Raw genomic sequence first — 17,987 nt, forward strand, 5'->3', positions numbered from 1 at the left:
GCTAAATTTGGGTTTATCGAACTTTTATAGCGATACCTGCTTCTATTTGTTCGCTCGGATATAAAATTACTATTTCATTCTTATTAAGCCTTTTTGAATCTCTACTTCGTAATTACTGCGATTTTCTATTTTTACGGTTTTACGATGCGCTTCTCCATCTTTTAGGACAAACACCAATTACCATCACAACTTGGTGTTTGTCTTTTTTTTCGGGTAGGGATAGTTTGGTTCATAACACCGTGATTGTAGGCTATCCGATTAATTCAGCTACCCGAATTGCCGATGCGATCGCACCTTCATGTAAGCCATCTCCTAAATAAGCCCCTGCATGATAAGTATGGTTTTCGCCATTGGTATCAACTACCTCGTCTCGGTATCGGAAAGATTCAACAGTATACAGAGGTGTATTGTGTTCTAAACGCTGAACGATTTTATCTCGATCGATTAAAGATTCAAGATTAAATGCCAAACTATATTTAATCTCAGATGAGACTCCACACAACTGATTAAGATAAGCGTTATATCCCCATCCCGCTGCTGTCTCGAAAAAATCAAACTCCGAAGGTTGTTTAATACCGTATCGATCGTACATCGAAGTATCGGCATGAATTAGCGTAGTTATTTGATTGTTTTCCCAAGCACTAAAACGTCTAATTTCAGCAACTGTGGGATCTAATAATAGCTTTAGTACTTTATCTGGTGGAGTTGCAAGCACAACTTTATCAAATCCAAAAGTTGCACCGTCGGATAGTTCAATTTTGACACCATCCGCCATTCTAGAGATATCCGCGACATTGACATTTAAGCGAATTTCCCCTTTGAAACGCTGTAAAATCTTCTCAATATAGGAATATACTCCACCCTTAATTCTAAACCAGTCGATAAAAACATAATCTCGCAGAGAAAGAATTCCTAGTTCCGCCGGGAAATCATCAATCAGTTCAAAGTGCATCGAATAACTGTACATCGTCAGCAGCTTTATCCAAGTGTTTCTAACACATCGAGTCTTTAAAAAGTAAGATAAAGACCGATTGTAAACGGACGGTATTTGAGCAAAATGAGTTTTTAACCAAAAATCAGCCGAACGAGCATATAAACCATCAAGTTTGAGAAATTCGATTAGTCGCTGTATTCCATTGAAATTTTTACGAATTGCTGTTGCAGAATGTATATGACGACCGTTTTTCAAAAACATCGTAGAACCTAAATCTACAGGTTCTAACTGAACTTCCAATTCTTTCATCAAAATGATGGGTAGGATAATAAGCACCTTCTTGGTATCCTGAGAATAAAATTACCCAAGCGTAAAAAGAAAGTTGATTTGGTGGTAGTAAAAAGTCTTGCCATTGGGAAGCTAAAAGCGTTTGTGCGGCTTGAGGAAGCTTGAATTTATCAAAAACATCTTGCAGCGTACTATTAAGATACATAACAGTGCTATTGACTTCACCGAAATGCGTGAATAACTCCCCAAAATTCACCGGAGGAGCTAATATTTTTAATCCTTCTCTAATTTTTTTGACTTCAAAAACAAACTGACGAATTTGCTCTGCATCTTTGGGAAACAAATCGGTAAGTCGTCGAATCAACTCTTGAGAATCCGAAGGAATATCCAAAGCATAATTCGGCATTCTCATATGGTCAAACCCATTCGGATCGTACCGTTCAAAAGTTATATCTTGGTCTAAATTAAGTTTTTTCAGTACCTGATTAACAGGTTTACCTTCCCCGCAATCCCAAACATAGTGGAGTTGTGCGTTAAAGCGATATTTTTTAGCCATAGTAAAGGTATGACCAAATCCACCGGGATACTCATGAGCTTCTAAAACTTGCACCCGTTTACCGGATTTTGCCATCAGTGCGCCAAACACTAAGCCGGATAAACCGCTACCTAAAATCAAGTAATCAGTTTTCATAACCAGTTTTATTAAATAACTATATTCATGCTCTAGTCGAGCATAAAATTTAATTTAGAAAATAAATTTGAGAAACTTGTGAGGATCGAAGAAATTTTCTTAATAGTAAATAAAGTATTTAGTAGTCCAGATTAATTATGATGGTTATACAGCAATGCGATCGCAACAACTCTAAGACAAAAAAAAGCCAGTTCCCTATCTGTATTTGATGAATACTTAAGTATCGGTTATTACTTTAAATAGACACTGTGTTGTGTTCTCGATATATCCTCAAATATCATCATCACAAAGCTCGCTGTTAATTAAACTTTACTTTCTGAATTAAGTGATTAATTAAACTGGCTTCATGCATAATTTTACTACTGCTGTTATTTTTGCGTTGAGATTACGGCAATTGGGAGATTATTTTCAAACCAATTAGAAGGCAAGTTTACATCTTTCCCAGCATTTTTAATTATCGTCATTATTCTATTCATATCTTTTACTCGATGGCGATAACAGCCATTAGAACCCTTACCAGCCATCAAATTCCCTTCACGTCCGTGGAAACCAAAATTAACTGGAATCCCGTTTTTATCTTTTTGCCCTGTAGGAGAATAAAAATTACCGTAAGCAGGCTTGAAACTAGAACTGTTATCCCGCTTAATATAATCTAATGTATATGTACCATAGGGTGGGTGCCATTCATAATAACGTGCCCCTACGGCAGAAAAGCTTTCTATATTTATCTGATTATTTTTGCTTTTATAAATAATTGTAGTTGTAACTTCGGGAGACGTTTGACCAATTTCAAAAACAATCATTACAGGAGATTTAATTTTATTCTCTGGATTATAACCAAAAGTATTCAGACAAGCTTCTATGGTTTCTTTATGCCCTGTTTGAAACATTCGATTGAGTAGCCCATTCAAGCATTTATTCTCGTTGGATGCTAAAGTTTCGTCATAGTAAACCCTTTGAATTGGATTGTAATTATCGAGTGTGTAGGAGTAAATTTGTGCGGCATGAGTTTTTTCTAAAAGCAAGCTCACATTGAGTGATGTCAAATAGATGAGCATCAATAGGTTATGAATAACTATTTTTGACCAACTTTTGAATATTAGTATTATCATTTTATCTCTCCGATAAATAATAACAGCATTTGGATATTTAGTTAATCAAGATGACCTAAGAAATTAATTATAAAAAATCTTATCCCAACCTTGATTAAAGGGTAAATAAAAACTATCTTGTCTTTGGTTTGTTACTTCTTGAAGTAATCTGAAATTACTTCCAAAAATTTTATAAGCTGCTACAGCACAGGCTGTTTGCGAATCTAAGAGTTGTTTATCACTTTCTTCTAATTTAATTAAGGTTGAAGGATGTCTTCCGATTTGAAAAATCATCATTTTATATTCTCCTCTCTGGTAATCAGTCAATTTAGACATCCAAGGTTGTCTGTATTCATTGCGCCATTGTGGAACCGTACTTCCAGAAACAGTTAACCCAACGGGGGTTTTCAAGGTTATTCCACTATCTAGAGAATATGTTGATGCAGGAATTTTTACCAAACAACCATTTTGGCGTGTAAATATGATGACTCCGGGAGTAACTTGGCGTTTGACAACTTTTACAAGCGGTTCTTCTACTTGTAGAATTTTTGCATCGGTTAAATAAGATGCTGCTGTTTGTGCATAAGTTTGATTGCAAGGTAAAGCAGCTAAAAAAACCGCAAAGATAAAACTTAAAAAAAATTTCATAACTACCTCATTGGACGATAAATAACGTCCAAAGATGATTTGATGCAAGTCTTTGAGATTATTAATTAGCTAATCTAGATAACTGTAATATATGTAGAACAGTTGCTAGTTAGCTTAACTCAAGTTCTTGGGTTTTATGAGTATGTGGTAAATGCACCTATAGCTAAGTTTCTATTTGTCAACAGATTTTTTTCAGCAATTTAGTTACAACCTCTTGCCGTACAGTTACGAGGTTTGTCGATCGGTGGTTCCCCATTGCTAACTCGTACTACTTCTTGTTTACTATAGACGGGAGTACAGTTGGCGATCGCGTGGTTTTCTGCTTCCCGACGGCTGACTCCACCAGTATTTAGACGTTGTTCAAAGGCTTGTTGATTATTTACAACACCCATAGCCGTTTCAAACGCAGTATTCATCTTATTCTGAACGCTACCACGATTTTCGATTGTATCCATCTTAGTAGTAGAAAGATCCAAGGCATAACCGAAGCCACCACCAGCGATACGTCTGGGTTTGAGCGCGAAGCCCTGACGGTAATTAACACCAGTACCGCAGGCTGAACGGTAATTGAAAGAAAATGCTTCACCACCAGTACCAGGTGCTTGGGAACCAAATTGAATGCTGTTGTATTCGTCACCATCAACTTTAACTTTTGTGGATGGCGAAACACTAGTTGCACCAGTATTTACAGACATCTGATTCTTTTGATCGCCGGTTCTAGCTTCACCACCTTCACCACCCTGACTAAAGTTCAAGTTAGTATTGCGGCTATTGCCACTATCACGAACTGTGGCTTTAGCATTACTTTCGCTAGATGAATCAGAACGACTTCTAGAACTAGAGCTTGAAGAAGCAGGAGCGATAACAGTTGTGTTCGTGCCACCATTTTCAACCTTTTGGTTTACAGAACCGCCATTATTATGACCTCCGTTATGACCTCCATTGTGACCGTTTTGGGGTGGTTTTTGATGACCATTACCGCGATCGTAAATTGCGGTATTACTTGCATCGCAACTAGGGTCAAGTGGTACGTTATCATTTCTGGCTTCACAATTGATTAACTGACGTAATCTACCAGTTGGATTAATCGTCAAGTTGCTTCCACGAACAGAAGTTTCCGGACCAATAGCACGACCGTTAAATTCTTGCTCGACATTTTGAGCAAGGGCTGAATTCCCGAGAAAAATGGCACTTGCCGAAAAACCAAGGAAACCGATTGTTAAAACTTTTTTGACTAACATAATACCCTCCTATTGATTGAGTATTATGGCTGACAGATAAGCACAGTTTTTACTACTTACTATTTAATAAAGTATTCTTTTTATACAGCTATTTATGCGCATATACTTAATTTGTTTAGTAGTATTTTTGCTGCTCTAACTTAAGTATAGAGATATTACCTAAGTATCAGCCAAATTAAATTTTACTTTAGTATGCGGCATTGAACTTGTCTGTTGATTGATATTTAAACTATTCATCGGCAATGCTTGAAGCTTGTTCAAGATATAAAAAACGGATTATTTCATCAGAAAAAAAGATTAATCACCTCAGACACTTTTTATTTTGTTTTAAGTAACTATTCACGCACTCATTTGAAATAATTAAAACCTTAGTTTTTTTAAACTAATAGAGAGTGTATGAACTATTACGTTTTAAAAATTACGTCAGTAATATTCTACAGATATTTACCTCCTGTGATTATCTATACTTCTAATTTAGAAGCTAATTGTGATAATCTTGTGAGGAATATCGTGGAATTTACTTAAGAAAGTCCTGAAACATCTAAAATAGAGTGCCTTCATATTCTCTGTAGATAGTAAGTAGTACTAAGCTACTATGATAAATTTATTGTAGCCCCATACAAATTGGTATAACTACTTCCTTGCCCCTTTATTAATTAATAGTGGTTCTAAGGTTGACAGTGCCATTTCTGTTGTCCAAGACTTTCTACTGAAGTATAAATGCAGAGCTTGAACACAAAATGCGAGGAAGAGTTATTTTACTGACGCAGCATAATGATATAGTCTTGCAATTTGCGCTTGGCTAAATTAAAAACAAAACTTGAGGAACTTGTGAGGAAGTTATGCATAGATTTAGACAATTTTAAGCAAAAATAAATAAAATATTAAATATCAGCAATAATCGGCAAAAAAACTGCTTTTCTAGCCAATAGCGAACAAATCCTCACAATTTCCTCAAACTTACTCTTTAAAATGAAATAACAGCTAAGAAATTAGCTTAAAAAAGTTTACACAAGCCAGAAGTAAGATATCAACATTTCGTAGAAATCGAGCAGAAAGTAAAGTTTAACTTGCTATGTTTCAATGATATGAAAATGAAGGCATCAATAGGCTGTTAATAAGAGTTTGTTAGTTAAGAGACTCCAGCAAGAGCGATTTTCTCCGCTCTGTAATGAATGAAATAAAAGTTTATTTACCTCATTCAATATGCCTTTTACTATCTGCCTCCTGTCTTGTGTTTTCTAGGAGGTCACATATGAATAATAAAAATGGACGGAAAACATCAATCAATTTTGTTGCAACTTTTTTCGCAACAGCAACACTGATGGCTGCTATGGTTGCACCTGCTTTGGCTGCACCAAAAGTCAGAATTGTTGACGACGTAGGTTATGGTGGTAGCGGTTGCCCCGATCGGTCTGCAAGTGTCACCGTAAGTCCTGATGGTCAAGAATTAAGTATTCTATTTGATAAGTTCATTGCGGATGCGAGTAATCGACGAGCAAGCCGTAAAAGCTGTAACCTTTCAATTCCAATTGAAGTCCCTCAAGGTTTTCAAATCTCTCTCTATGATGCCGATTATCGCGGTTATATTTCTCCTGCAACCACTGCAAAACTTAGAGCAGAGTATTTCTTTGCTGGTCAACGCGGACCAGTTTTTAACAGAAGCTTTAAAGGTGAAACCGAATATTTTGTTCGAGATCCTTTGGCAACCGTTGTGAATGTATGGTCGCGCTGTGGTGACAGTTTAAATATGCGAGTTAATGCAGGAATGTCTGCAAATGGAAAGGGAATTGCCACCGTTGACTCTTTCGATCTCGCACATCGTGGTTTGAAATACCATATCAAATACCGTTCGTGTAATAAATAATGAATCCTGATTAACTTATGGGTTTTTACGTCATGAACGTTGATAAAGAATAAAATCTACTCCTAGCGGTGTCGTCAAGGTTTGGCGACACCGCCATTTATTCAGGGATTTTGTCTAATCTAAAGTACCCTTCCAGATACTATTGCCTGTGCTTAACATTTTTTTTGCTCGTTCTTCAATTTCTGATGCTCCCCAACTAGCTTGCTGAAGAATCCAACGGTTTAACTCAATATGAGTATTTTCGAGTTTAACCTTCTTTTCTAAAAATGAAAGGTTGCTCAATTCTGAATTATAACTAGTCAAACTCAAATTACCGAATGTATTCACAAGGTTAGCATGAACTTTCTCTGGTTCTAAACCTAGCTCATCTCTCCATTTCCGAGTCAGAGCAAAAAATTTCTTACTAAGTCAGCTTGAGTAAGAGGTTCACCTTTGAAATTAAGACTCTCAAAAATCAAATATGGGTCGTCATCTTCGCCAAGGTTTATCATTACAACCTGGAGACATTGCTCCAAAGTAATTAGGACTTTGGTAGCATCTACTGGATTATCATTAATATCGGTACTTTTGGTCAATTTCTTTGTAAAGAAGTGATACGCAGCAGCCATCCGAACATCTTTATCTTTCTTTGGAACCTCACGATCTAGAGCAATAGTGCGGTATATATTTCGGTCTGCCTGTGTTGGCACAAATTTCAAAGTATCCTCTACATCGCGAAAGCGATTAGTCAAGTAAACTTCCTGTATGCGTGAGGCTGTATTTGAATCAAGACAATCGCGTAAAGCACATAAAAGTAACGATACGGTTGTAAGGCGTTGCTGTCCATCAATAATAAGATATTTACTGACTCCTACAGGTATACTTCGCGCCGGAACAGAAACAATCGCCCCCATAAAATGGGTTCCAGTATCACCCACTTCATACTGCACCATTAAATCATCCCACAGAGTTTGCCAATTACTGTCAGCCCACGTATATGGGCGCTGAAATAGAGGAATTAGATTTTGCTTTTCACCGTTGAAATACTGAATAACTTTAGCGGGCGAGGCTTCCATGAAATTTACTTTGTCCTTTAATCTGCAAAAGTAACTAACCTTGGCTAATATTATACCTGACTACTTAAAAGAAGTAAGTGTATTTATTGCACCGAGCCGCATTATAAATTGCATTTAAATCAAACTATATTAATTGTTTGCCTATTCCTTTGTTTTCAACACCGCAATCAAATCCAAACTCTTCAACTGCCGACGAACTATCAACCCGGAAATAATTGCAGTCACCAAAATAAAAATAAAAGTAAACGCATAACTCGCATTAGTGACAACTAAAGAAAGCCGATAAAGTTCTGATTGATAACATTCGACATCAAAGCACACAAACTAAAACCCAACATAAATCCTGTTCGGTAACAAGGGAGTAGGCAGTAGGAGTAAGGATTTGTAGACGCGCAAGCAGTTTCTCAAAGAGAAGCTTATTTACATTTTGTTATATAGCTCTATTTATTTCCGCCTACTTACTTAGTCGATAAGTAATTGTTAGATCCCACATTCCGCACTCTCTTCTCACCCACGCATCACAAACGCTGCAATTAAACTTAAACTCAAAGCGCTCAACAAAATCGTCGCACACCACCTACCTAATAACCATCCACCAATAAATGTTGCTAGTAACGCTTTGAATAATGTATTTACTATTGCAGCAATTAAAATTCCTGTCGCGGCAATCTCAAGCGATAAATTTTCACGAGTAGCCTGAGCTAAAGATAAACTCACCGTGTCTACATCTGCAATTCCAGAAATCGCCGAAAGTATATAGATACCTGTATCTCCAAAAAAATTTTGAGCAGCACGCACAAGCACAGATAAAACGCTCAAAACCCCAGCAAAACCTAAAGCTGCTCCTAACTCAACAGGATTTCTCAACTTCACTTCTGCCTCGGATATGTTTTGAGTTGTTCGAGTTGCGATTATTACCGCTGCAATTAGAGGGACAATTGCCAGTAATCCAACTGGAATTATTAGTAAGGGCACCAAAGAAGGATTAACAATTCCTATTTCAATCAATAACCTTACAGCCATAATACCGGCTGCAAGGGAAATTCCCGCCCCTAGCAAAGCTGAATTTCCTTGCTTTTTCCGGGCTATTCTTGCATAAGCCAGCGTCACCGCAGTTGATGATACTAATCCGCCAATTACCGCAGTTGCTAACAAACCAACGCGACTACCAACAATTCGCATTGCAAAGTAACCAATATAGGAAATACTTGCAATCAATAGTACTATCCAACCAATTGTTCTTGGGTTGAGTGCTTCCCAAGGACCAATATTGCGGTTTGGAAGTAAAGGAAGCGCTACAACTGCCACTATCAATAGTTGCAACGTAGCAATTAGTTCTCGTCGTTCCAGTTGATTGAGAATTGAATGTATTTCCTGTTTATATCCTAATAATGCAGCCACAACTACAGCACTAGCAACCGCTTCTCCTTCGACTCCACTTCCTGCTAATGCTCCCAAAATAAAAGTAATCAGCAATGATAGTTCTGTGGTAATGCCGAAATCTTGAGAACCCTTAGCGCTGATTCTGTAGGAAAAAGCGACTATCAACACCAGCCCCAAAAAGGTTACAGCCAGAATATTGGTGCCAAATTTATCTCCTAGCAGTGCCGATAACCCACCAAAAAGCCCGACAAAAGCAAAGCTTCTAACTCCCGCAGTTCGGGAACCTTGAGGAGTGTCTCGACTTTGCCAACCGCGTTCCATGCCGATAATTAAACCTACTGCAAGGGCGATCGCCAGTCGTAATGTAGTTGTAATATTCATCGCCTAACCAATCAAATTCTGAATTTATTGTTTTGAAAAATTGCTTTTTAAAACACTGGGATAGTAGTTAAAGCCAACGCTAGCAAGACAATTGCGATCGCGATGCCAAATCTGAGCGCCGTGTATTTAATGACATCAGTTACAGAAATATCAAACATGGTTCCACCTCCATAGCAGCTTTATAGTACGTTTTAAGGTTTTTCAGAACTAATAGCTGCCTATATCTTTATTGTCTAATAAAGCTAGGTTAAATAAAGCTTTATGTTATATTTCTTTGCTGTTTACCTATAAAAACATTCAAGCAGCATAATCATTTCCGTGGAGCCGCTTTTGGAGGCATTCTCATTTCTGGACGCATTATTGGCGGTTTTATTTCAAAATTAACTAGCTGGGATTTCAGTAGTTCTTTTTGACGTTCGCTTAATTCTGAGATTTCTAAAACATCTTCAAATCAATTTTGAATTTTGGCACCAAATTCAGCACATGATTTTTGTGAATCAACTTTACTTAATTCGGATACTATTGCTTGGGTGCCCGATACTGGTTGAGGAATAACATTAAAAAAACAATGTGAGTAAATTGTGAGAAAACTGCAAGTATTTCTCTAGAAATTTTAAAATCAGTATTCATTCATTTAAAAAATATGAAGGTATATCCTCACAAGAATCTCACATTTATATGGTACTAAGAACGAAGCTGAAGAAAATGGATTATTTAATTTAGATCATAAAAATAATTTTGGTTGTTTTTACTTAAGGAATATATTGACCTATACCCAGTTGATGTTTTTTGTAAATAGAAACGATACTTTGAATAGCCATGAACAAAACTGTTTTAGACCCCCATTTACGCTACGAAGATTGGATTCTTACCGAAAATTATTTTGACCCAGAACAACTTAACTACAAAGAAACCGTATTTACCATTGGTAACGGCTATCTGGGTACGAGAGGCAGTTTTGAGGAAGGATATCCCGGTGCAGTAGCCGCGACTTTAATTAATGGTGTCTATGATGATGTGCCGATTTACTATACAGAACTAGTTAACTGCCCTGATTGGCTGCCTTTATACATTATTATCGATGACGAAGAATTTCGTTTAGATAAAGGTGAATTGTTCGGCTACGAGCGTCAGTTAGATTTGCAGCGCGGTATTCTGAGTCGTAAAATAGGCTGGCGCAGTCCAAATGGTAAAACAATCGACCTTTATTTTGAACGTTTTGCAAGCCTTGCAGAGCAAAATGTTTTAGGATTACGGATTCAACTGACACCGATTGATTTTGATGGTACGATTCGGATTCGCGGTAGTATTGATGGTAATCCTGAAGATAATGATGGATTTAACCCCTGGTTAATTCTCGATCAAAGTTATGGCGAAGCTAGTTCTTGGTTGCAAGTTCGGACTAGAACTTCCCGCATTCAATTAGGGATGGCATTCAAGTTAGCAATATCGGGAAGCATTGCTCAATATAGAGATATTAGCGTTCCCGGTTTTCCGACAGTGGAAGCAAAATTTGATGCTGTTCGAGGAGTTACTGTTACTGTTGAAAAATTAGTTACAGTTTTTACTTCACGGGATATAGAAAATCCTGCTTTAGCCGCTTGCGATAAGTTGCAGGAGCTAGCAAGTTATGAAGATTTGCGAAAAAATCACGAGCAAGCCTGGGATAAAATATGGCATCACAGCGATATAGTAATTGAAGGAAGCGCTCAAGCTCAATTAATCTTACGGTACAATCTTTTTCAATTATTAATTAGCGCTCCGCATCATGACGATAGAGTTAGTATTCCTGCCAAAACTCTATCAGGCTTCGGATATCGCGGGCATATTTTTTGGGATACAGAATTTTTTATCCTGCCATTTTTTATCTTTACTCAACCCGATATTGCCCGAAATTTACTTACTTACCGCTATCATACTTTGTCAGGAGCGCGACGCAAAGCAAAATCTTACGGCTACCGAGGTGCAATGTATGCTTGGGAAAGCGCTGCAACTGGCGACGAAGTAACTCCAAGATGGGTATCAGCAAAGAATTTATATGAAGAAGATATTCGCATTTGGTGTCGCGATCGCGAAATTCACATTAGTGCAGATATTAGTATTGCGGCTTGGCTGTACTGGCAAGTTACCGATAATGATGAATGGATGCGCGATTATGGTGCAGAAATTATCCTTGATACCGCTTTGTTTTGGAGTAGCCGCGTTCATCTTGATGTTAAGCGCGAATTTTATTCCATTCGTGATGTAATTGGCCCAGATGAGTATCACGAAAATATAGATAATAATGCTTTCACTAATCGGATGGTGCAATGGCATTTGGAAAAAGCCCTTGATGTTTATGAATGGCTGAGTAAAAATTTTCCTCAAAAAGCGATTGAATTAGAAGAACATCTGCAACTAACTCCGAAGCGTCGCACTCGTTGGCAAGACATCGCCGAAAATTTGTTGATTCCCTACGATTCACAAACGGGACTTATCGAACAGTTTGAGGGCTTTTTTAAATTAGAAAATGTTAATTTAGCCGATTACGAGCCGCGTACCGATTCAATGTTAACGATTTTGGGAATCAAGGAAATTAACAAGCGGCAGATTCTCAAGCAGCCAGATGTATTGATGCTGCTTTATTTAATGGAAAGAACCGCCGAAACTGATTATGGTTCATATGTTCTTCAGAAAAACTGGGATTATTACGCACCGCGCACCGATATCACTTATGGTTCTTCTTTAGGTCCTGCTATTCATGGACTTGTGGCAGCTTCTTTAGGTAAAACGGGTGAAGCTTACGAAAATTTTAGATTAGCAGCATTAGTAGATTTAGAAAATACGCGGGGAAATGCATCAGAGGGAATTCATGCTGCATCTTGCGGTAGTATTTGGCAAGCTGTAGTTTTTGGAGTTGCCGGTATCCAATTTACAAAAAATGGTCTGGTAGCGAAACCCAATTTACCTCCGACTTGGAAACGCTTACAGTTTAAACTTTACTGGCGCGGTGATTGGCATTCTTTTGACTTGAAACCAGAAATTAGCACTATCAAATCGGAAATTAAAGGCTTCATTTTTGATTTGGATGGGGTACTTACGGATACAGCAGAATTACACTATCAAGCTTGGCAAAAGTTAGCAGATGAAGAAGGAATTCCCTTTAACCGCGAAGCTAATGAAGCATTACGGGGAATTTCACGTCGAGATTCATTAATGAAGATAATTGGTGATAGAAAGTACTCGGAATCGCAAATCCAGGAAATGATGGAATGTAAAAACCGTTATTATGTAGAACTAATCCGACAAATAACACCGGAACTACTACTACCAGGAGCCGGTAATTTAATAGATGAATTGCGTGAAAAAGGAATTAAAATTGCTATCGGTTCGGGAAGTAAAAATGCTCGTACTGTAATTGAAAGATTAGGAATTGCAGATAAACTAGATGTTATTGCCGATGGTAACAGCGTTACTCGTTCCAAACCCGCACCAGATTTGTTTTTATATGCAGCCAATCAGTTAGGATTAGAACCAGCCGATTGCGTAGTAGTAGAAGATGCAGTTTCCGGAGTTGAAGCAGCCCTTGCTGGAGGAATGAGAACTATAGGAATTGGTTCGGATCAAAGAGTTGGTGCGGCTCAAATTATTTTGCCGAATCTAGAAGGTGTTAGCTTTAAGGATATTCAGCAGAAGTTTAGTTTTTGTTTAGCTAATTAATATCATTTCTGGTTAAACCTCACCCCAGCCCTCTCCTTACCAATGAGAGGGGGCTTTTCTTACAATGGGGGTGCTGGCAAAGGCTTTGGCGGTGCTGACATTGGGTCTATCCCGCCGCTACCGACTTCAAACTGAGTCATCATGGCATGGTCTTCGTGAACTGTATTATGGCAGTGCATCATATATTTACCCTGATAGGGTTCAAACCTAGCAATCAACTTAATATTGTCGTCTTCACCGATATAAACAACATCTTTCCAACCTCGTTCGTAAGCAAGAGGCGGTTGACCGTTGCGTTCTAGAATTTGAAAATGGATTAGATGAATGTGGACTGGATGAAACCAGTTGCGACTATTAGTAATAATTTCCCAAACTTCAATATCGTTTAAACCAGGGTTTGCATCAACCCGATTCCTATCCCAGATGTTACCGTTAATCTCCCATCTATCATTGCGATTCTCAAAAGTCCAGCGTCTTGTTGGTCTTGCAGAAGGTGGTACAAGTTGCTCAAAAGGTCGTAGTGTTGAGGGAATCAAGCTATTATCGGGTTCAGCACGTACTACGTCAAAGCGCATAATCTTAGAAGTACCGTCAAAATCTGTATTGTTAGGTAGTCCAAGATTTTGCAAAACTACCTGAGTCCCAATAGGGTATTTGGAAAAGTCGATAACCAGTTCATAACGCTCTGCCATTCCCAACCTCAAGTCTTTAGTTCTGACTGGTGCTTGTAAAAGTCCGCCATCTGTACCGATGACAATTAAATCATCACCCGTACTCAAAGCTAATTTGTACGAACGCGAAACCGAACCATTTAGAACTCGGAAGCGGTATTTACGGTTGGCAACTTCCAACCGAGGCAGCGGCGCACCATTGACCAGGATAATATCTCCCATAACGCTAGTATGTTGATGGTCATCGAAAACTAAAGAACCATCATTAGCAAAGACTTTATCGTCAATAATCAGCGGTATATCGTACTCATCCTTCGGCAAAGGAAGACTCAACTCAAAGTCATCTTGGATAATGTACATACCAGCTAGCCCCATGTATACATGATGTGCCGTTTGATCAATTGCATGGTCATGATACCAAAAGGTAGCAGCGCGATTATTAGGATAGATGTAATCTTTGTAAAAGCCAGGACTAGATAAATCCTCAGCATATCCGTCAAATTGCGGCAGCGATGCCATTCCGTGCAAATGAGTTGATGTTGATGCACCAACATCATTAACAAAGCGAACAATTGACTGTCTACCTTGATGTTGCTTAATAGTAGGACCTGGAGTTATGCCGTTATAACCCCAGATTTCTGTAAATAACCCAGGTAAAATCTCTATCTGATTTCTTTTGATTACAATCTCGTAATAATCAGTTGTTTCATCGCTACGTACAGGCTGTAATACTGGTGGGATAGGAAGGTTAACTGTAAAAGGTTCTGGTGGTGGACTGCCAGCAGTTGCAGCATGACTAATATACTGATGTGCTACAGGAAGTAAGATAACACTGCCACCAGCAATTGCAGCCAACTGTATGGCTTTTCGTCTTGTAATATTCATATTTGCATCCTTCTATTTGATAAAGATGTTTGTTGCTTATATGTAACTCCGCTATTTATCCCATCAACAAACGTGTTATTGGTTTTTGAACCAACAACCGCATGATTCGCTGTTAAAGCATTTATCAAATCAGAGATATTTGTCCCTAACAAAATATTTTTATTAGCCATGTGAAAAATCCTTTAAATTTAAAACTGAAAAATTGATTTGATTAACGGTTGTTCCGAGAAAATAGGCTTTAATTCACAACCTCTCTAACTATTAGTATAAACTAAATTGTTAATATCTAAGTAACATCACTAAGTATTAATATTTTTTAACATCATGGTAAAATTTTGCAAATTTAGATTATATTTACTAATAGACAATACAGTATATTTTTACATCTCAATTCATTGCCACTCTAAATTATTAGAGATTTTCAATACTATCTATTTCGATAAGTTATTCTTTTAGGTTTTTACAAAAATATAATATGTCGATTTTTCTACTTAACACAAGTTATCTTTTTGTAAAAATCAACTGACTTAGATTTAATTAGTTTTTAGAAAAATCAAATATTGAATCGGTTTTATATTCCTCACAACTTCCTCATATTTAGTCTTTATTCTTAATATTAGAAGCGGAGTCAAAGCTTCTACTGCTTAAATAATTATTCACCGAATGTATATTTATGAGTGAATAAAAACTAATAAATAAGGAGTATAGGATGAAAACACAATCTAGGTATACACTTGAAGACCTATACAAAATTAAGCAAGTAAAACGTGAGATTCAATATTTACAAAAACAGCTTTCAGAAATAGACAGTGAAATAAAAAGAAGAGAACAAGATAAGACTAATTCAGAACCTAATAAAAAAACCAATTATTTCCAAGAATGGTTAGATCGGAATGATGATTCTAAGACCGACGAACCAGTAGAAGAAGATAAAGAAAAACTTTGGGGAAACTATATACTCGTTATCCTACTTATGGTTTATTTCGTTGTAATGAGTTTAATTTAAACCCTATCAAAACCAAACTCGTTATCAAATAAAGGAAATTTATATTATGCTACTCGAACGTCTAAACCCTATGCTACAAGATGCTGAAATTATAGACAGAACCCCACTGACTTACGAAATTGATTTGCAAGATACCAACGCAGTCATGACAGAATTGGTTCGCACTTTGGTGTACTATAATTTCAAAACGGTAGATTCCAACGCCACCAACTGGGAACTGGAAGGTGAATTGGTAAAAGTTGGTCAAGAGAATCCCTACAAGATGCACGTATTCATCAACGTTGGTGGAGCAGATTATATCTTATTAAAAATGGTTCTTCAGTACTTAGTATGCTTAACTAACAGTAAGAATGCCAGTTAAGTAAACATCTAACTCTAAAATTATCGAAGTTTCTGAATCCATATCCTAAACGTTTAATAAGTTTTAATTTGTTGTTAATTCCCTCAACAACACCACTCGTTGTACGCTTATCGAAGTAAGCAATAATTTCATCAATCCAACGAGTAATAGTTTTTCGACTTGACGGAAAATATTCTTTTGATTCTGATAGCCATATACCAAGTTTGAATAATCCTCCTAACCAATCAACTGTTTCATCAAAAATTATTCGTATTTTCTCTTTTAAGTTATGCATTACTTTAAGATTAGGAGATACTTCCTTCACTTGGATAAGTTTAATTTTCTGTTCTTCATTCAAGCTAGACTCATTCTTTAATAAAGCATATTTACTTTTATTTAATCCATTTAAAACTTTTTCGTATTCATGTTTTTTTAATTGCGATTTTGCTTTTTTAATTGAATCTTATATTTTTCTTTTCTCTCGTTTTCTTTGTGAATCTAACTCTTTATTTACTTGCGGCAACAACTTGAGCATTTGGCATTAATTCTTGAACTACATTTTTGTAGCCTCGCCATAAGTCTATGCTCACTTCTTCAATATCATTTCAAATATCTTTGCCCCATGATAAGAGTGTTTCTCTAATTATATCTTGTGTTCTCCCTGGTAAAATAGCAAGTAATTGAGAATGGTCTAAATCTATAATCACTGCACAGTAATGACCTTTTCCTTTAACTAAAGCTATCTCATCAATACCAATTCTTTTTAACTTTGATGGTTTTTGTAACAATAATATTTTAGAAGCATCATTTAACATTCTTTCTATTTCTTCAGTCGTAACAATCCCTTTTTTTGCAACGCTATTTATATCTCCTACTAAAACTTCTTGTATTACTTTCTTTGCAAGCCTTTTAGTATATGTTCTTCTTCTATCTACAAAATTTAAGTCTTCACTAAAAGGCTTTTTACATTCATTACATTTGAATTGTCGTCTATTTATTTCTAAAAATAATTGTTTTTCTCCCAATGGTAAATCTTTAATTATATATTTATGATTTTGATGTAATAAGCAGACTCTTTGTCTGACAACGAGGACAGATAGCATCCCGACTTATTGATTCAACCTGTAAGATTATTCCAACATTTTGATATTGGCGGTGCGATATAACTTTTATTTCTTTTAAATTGATTAATTCTGTTAGTAGTTTAATTTCTTTTTTTGAAGCCATAATATTAATACACCCACTTGCGTCATGATTATTTCATCTTTATTTAAATCAAGTATTTTTTAGCATTATGAGTCAAATAATCTCAACAAAAATTCATTATTTTCTGCTAATCTGCTTCGATAATTTAAGAATTGAACTACTATTCAATTAGCGTAGCGGCGTATAGGCGGGCTATCGTATTTAATGGTTTTTGTGAGCTAATCATAAGCCCGTCTATACGTAATTGAATAGAGCGCAGCGGTAGTTCAATTCCCTCCTCCAACGAGTTATTTTTCCGCTATTTTATCTCGCTTGACTATACTTTAAGCATACTAAGTACTGAAGAGCCATATTTTTTTGCTCTTAATAGCCATATACCCATTTTAAACAGTCCTATTAACCAATCATTTGTTTCATTAAAAATTATTCGTATTTTTTCCTTTAGTTCATGCATAATTTTGAGAATAGGAGATACTTTTTTAACTTGATTAAGTTTATTGGTTTGTTCTTCCTTTAATTTTGATTCATTTTTTAATAAAGCATACTTACTTTTTTTCAATCCATTTAATATTTTTTCGTATTCATCTTTCTTTGATTTTGA

Annotated in this window: 15 protein-coding genes and 2 pseudogenes; 4 read left to right on the top strand and 13 right to left on the bottom strand. The window is 36.6% G+C overall.

Annotation, left to right across the window (positions count from 1 at the left end):
- Positions 1–250 precede the first annotated feature (250 nt).
- The 5 genes and pseudogenes from ACM03V_RS09280 to ACM03V_RS09300 form a co-directional block, all read right to left on the bottom strand.
- Positions 251–1,243 carry an FAD-dependent oxidoreductase gene (locus tag ACM03V_RS09280; RefSeq protein ID WP_414620475.1) on the bottom strand — a complete coding sequence of 331 codons (993 nt, stop codon included), beginning with the start codon at positions 1,241–1,243 and terminating at the stop codon, positions 251–253.
- A pseudogene (locus ACM03V_RS09285) lies at positions 1,218–1,913 on the bottom strand (phytoene desaturase family protein); the annotation flags it as partial. The pseudogene ACM03V_RS09285 and the gene ACM03V_RS09280, both read right to left, overlap by 26 nt.
- Positions 1,914–2,281: 368 nt before the next feature.
- Positions 2,282–2,959 carry a L,D-transpeptidase gene (locus ACM03V_RS09290; RefSeq protein WP_414620476.1) on the bottom strand — a complete coding sequence of 226 codons (678 nt, stop codon included), beginning with the start codon at positions 2,957–2,959 and terminating at the stop codon, positions 2,282–2,284.
- A 129-nt stretch (positions 2,960–3,088) separates the two neighbouring features.
- Entirely contained in the window at positions 3,089–3,652 is a 564-nt protein-coding gene (locus ACM03V_RS09295; RefSeq protein ID WP_414620477.1) for a hypothetical protein, read from the bottom strand.
- 200 nt (positions 3,653–3,852) lie between these two features.
- Entirely contained in the window at positions 3,853–4,893 is a 1,041-nt protein-coding gene (locus ACM03V_RS09300; RefSeq protein ID WP_414620478.1) for a hypothetical protein, read from the bottom strand.
- 1,255 nt (positions 4,894–6,148) lie between these two features.
- Between ACM03V_RS09300 and ACM03V_RS09305 the strand changes: the two genes are divergently transcribed.
- Positions 6,149–6,760 carry a DUF4360 domain-containing protein gene (locus tag ACM03V_RS09305; RefSeq protein ID WP_414620479.1) on the top strand — a complete coding sequence of 204 codons (612 nt, stop codon included), beginning with the start codon at positions 6,149–6,151 and terminating at the stop codon, positions 6,758–6,760.
- A 114-nt stretch (positions 6,761–6,874) separates the two neighbouring features.
- Here ACM03V_RS09305 and ACM03V_RS09310 read toward each other — a convergent pair whose 3' ends face one another.
- From ACM03V_RS09310 to ACM03V_RS09325, 4 genes are all read right to left on the bottom strand, one after another.
- A complete protein-coding gene (locus ACM03V_RS09310; protein WP_414620496.1) occupies positions 6,875–7,147 on the bottom strand; it encodes an HNH endonuclease family protein in 273 nt (90 codons plus the stop codon).
- The gene (locus tag ACM03V_RS09315) at positions 7,144–7,815 is read right to left on the bottom strand and encodes a DUF262 domain-containing protein (RefSeq protein WP_414620480.1); all 672 of its coding nucleotides are present in this window, start codon (positions 7,813–7,815) and stop codon (positions 7,144–7,146) included. Before ACM03V_RS09315 ends, ACM03V_RS09310 begins: the two co-directional genes overlap by 4 nt.
- Positions 7,816–7,956: 141 nt before the next feature.
- On the bottom strand, positions 7,957–8,136 hold the full coding sequence (locus ACM03V_RS09320) for a hypothetical protein (protein WP_414620481.1): 180 nt from the start codon (positions 8,134–8,136) through the stop codon (positions 7,957–7,959).
- Between the two features lie 186 nt (positions 8,137–8,322).
- Positions 8,323–9,579, bottom strand: coding sequence for an MgtC/SapB family protein (locus tag ACM03V_RS09325; protein ID WP_414620482.1), 1,257 nt, complete (start codon positions 9,577–9,579; stop codon positions 8,323–8,325).
- Positions 9,580–10,398: 819 nt separating this feature from the next.
- On the opposite strand from ACM03V_RS09325, the gene pgmB reads away from it, so the two are divergent.
- A complete protein-coding gene (gene pgmB / locus ACM03V_RS09330; protein ID WP_414620483.1) occupies positions 10,399–13,278 on the top strand; it encodes a beta-phosphoglucomutase in 2,880 nt (959 codons plus the stop codon).
- Positions 13,279–13,337: 59 nt separating this feature from the next.
- Here the strand turns inward: pgmB and ACM03V_RS09335 are convergent, their stop codons facing one another.
- Together ACM03V_RS09335 and ACM03V_RS09340 are read right to left on the bottom strand one after the other, a co-directional pair.
- Complete coding sequence (locus ACM03V_RS09335; protein ID WP_414620484.1) at positions 13,338–14,834, bottom strand: multicopper oxidase family protein; 1,497 nt, start codon at positions 14,832–14,834, stop codon at positions 13,338–13,340.
- Complete coding sequence (locus tag ACM03V_RS09340; RefSeq protein WP_414620485.1) at positions 14,831–15,004, bottom strand: hypothetical protein; 174 nt, start codon at positions 15,002–15,004, stop codon at positions 14,831–14,833. Before ACM03V_RS09340 ends, ACM03V_RS09335 begins: the two co-directional genes overlap by 4 nt.
- 539 nt (positions 15,005–15,543) lie before the next feature.
- Here ACM03V_RS09340 and ACM03V_RS09345 point away from each other — a divergent pair.
- Together ACM03V_RS09345 and ACM03V_RS09350 are read left to right on the top strand one after the other, a co-directional pair.
- Entirely contained in the window at positions 15,544–15,840 is a 297-nt protein-coding gene (locus tag ACM03V_RS09345; RefSeq protein WP_414620486.1) for a hypothetical protein, read from the top strand.
- A gap of 46 nt (positions 15,841–15,886) precedes the next feature.
- Positions 15,887–16,201 (top strand): hypothetical protein, encoded by a 315-nt coding sequence (locus ACM03V_RS09350; protein ID WP_414620487.1) that lies wholly within the window; start codon positions 15,887–15,889, stop codon positions 16,199–16,201.
- Here ACM03V_RS09350 and ACM03V_RS09355 read toward each other — a convergent pair.
- Both ACM03V_RS09355 and ACM03V_RS09360 read right to left on the bottom strand, forming a co-directional pair.
- Positions 16,179–17,407 (bottom strand): annotated as a pseudogene (locus tag ACM03V_RS09355) (ISL3 family transposase). The gene ACM03V_RS09350 and the pseudogene ACM03V_RS09355 overlap by 23 nt on opposite strands.
- 295 nt (positions 17,408–17,702) lie before the next feature.
- The coding region (locus ACM03V_RS09360) for a transposase (protein WP_414620488.1) at positions 17,703–17,987 on the bottom strand (285 nt) is incomplete at its 5' end.

Origin of the sequence: Calothrix sp. CCY 0018 (assembly GCF_963920925.1) — a bacterium.
Lineage (GTDB): Bacteria > Cyanobacteriota > Cyanobacteriia > Cyanobacteriales > Nostocaceae > Rivularia.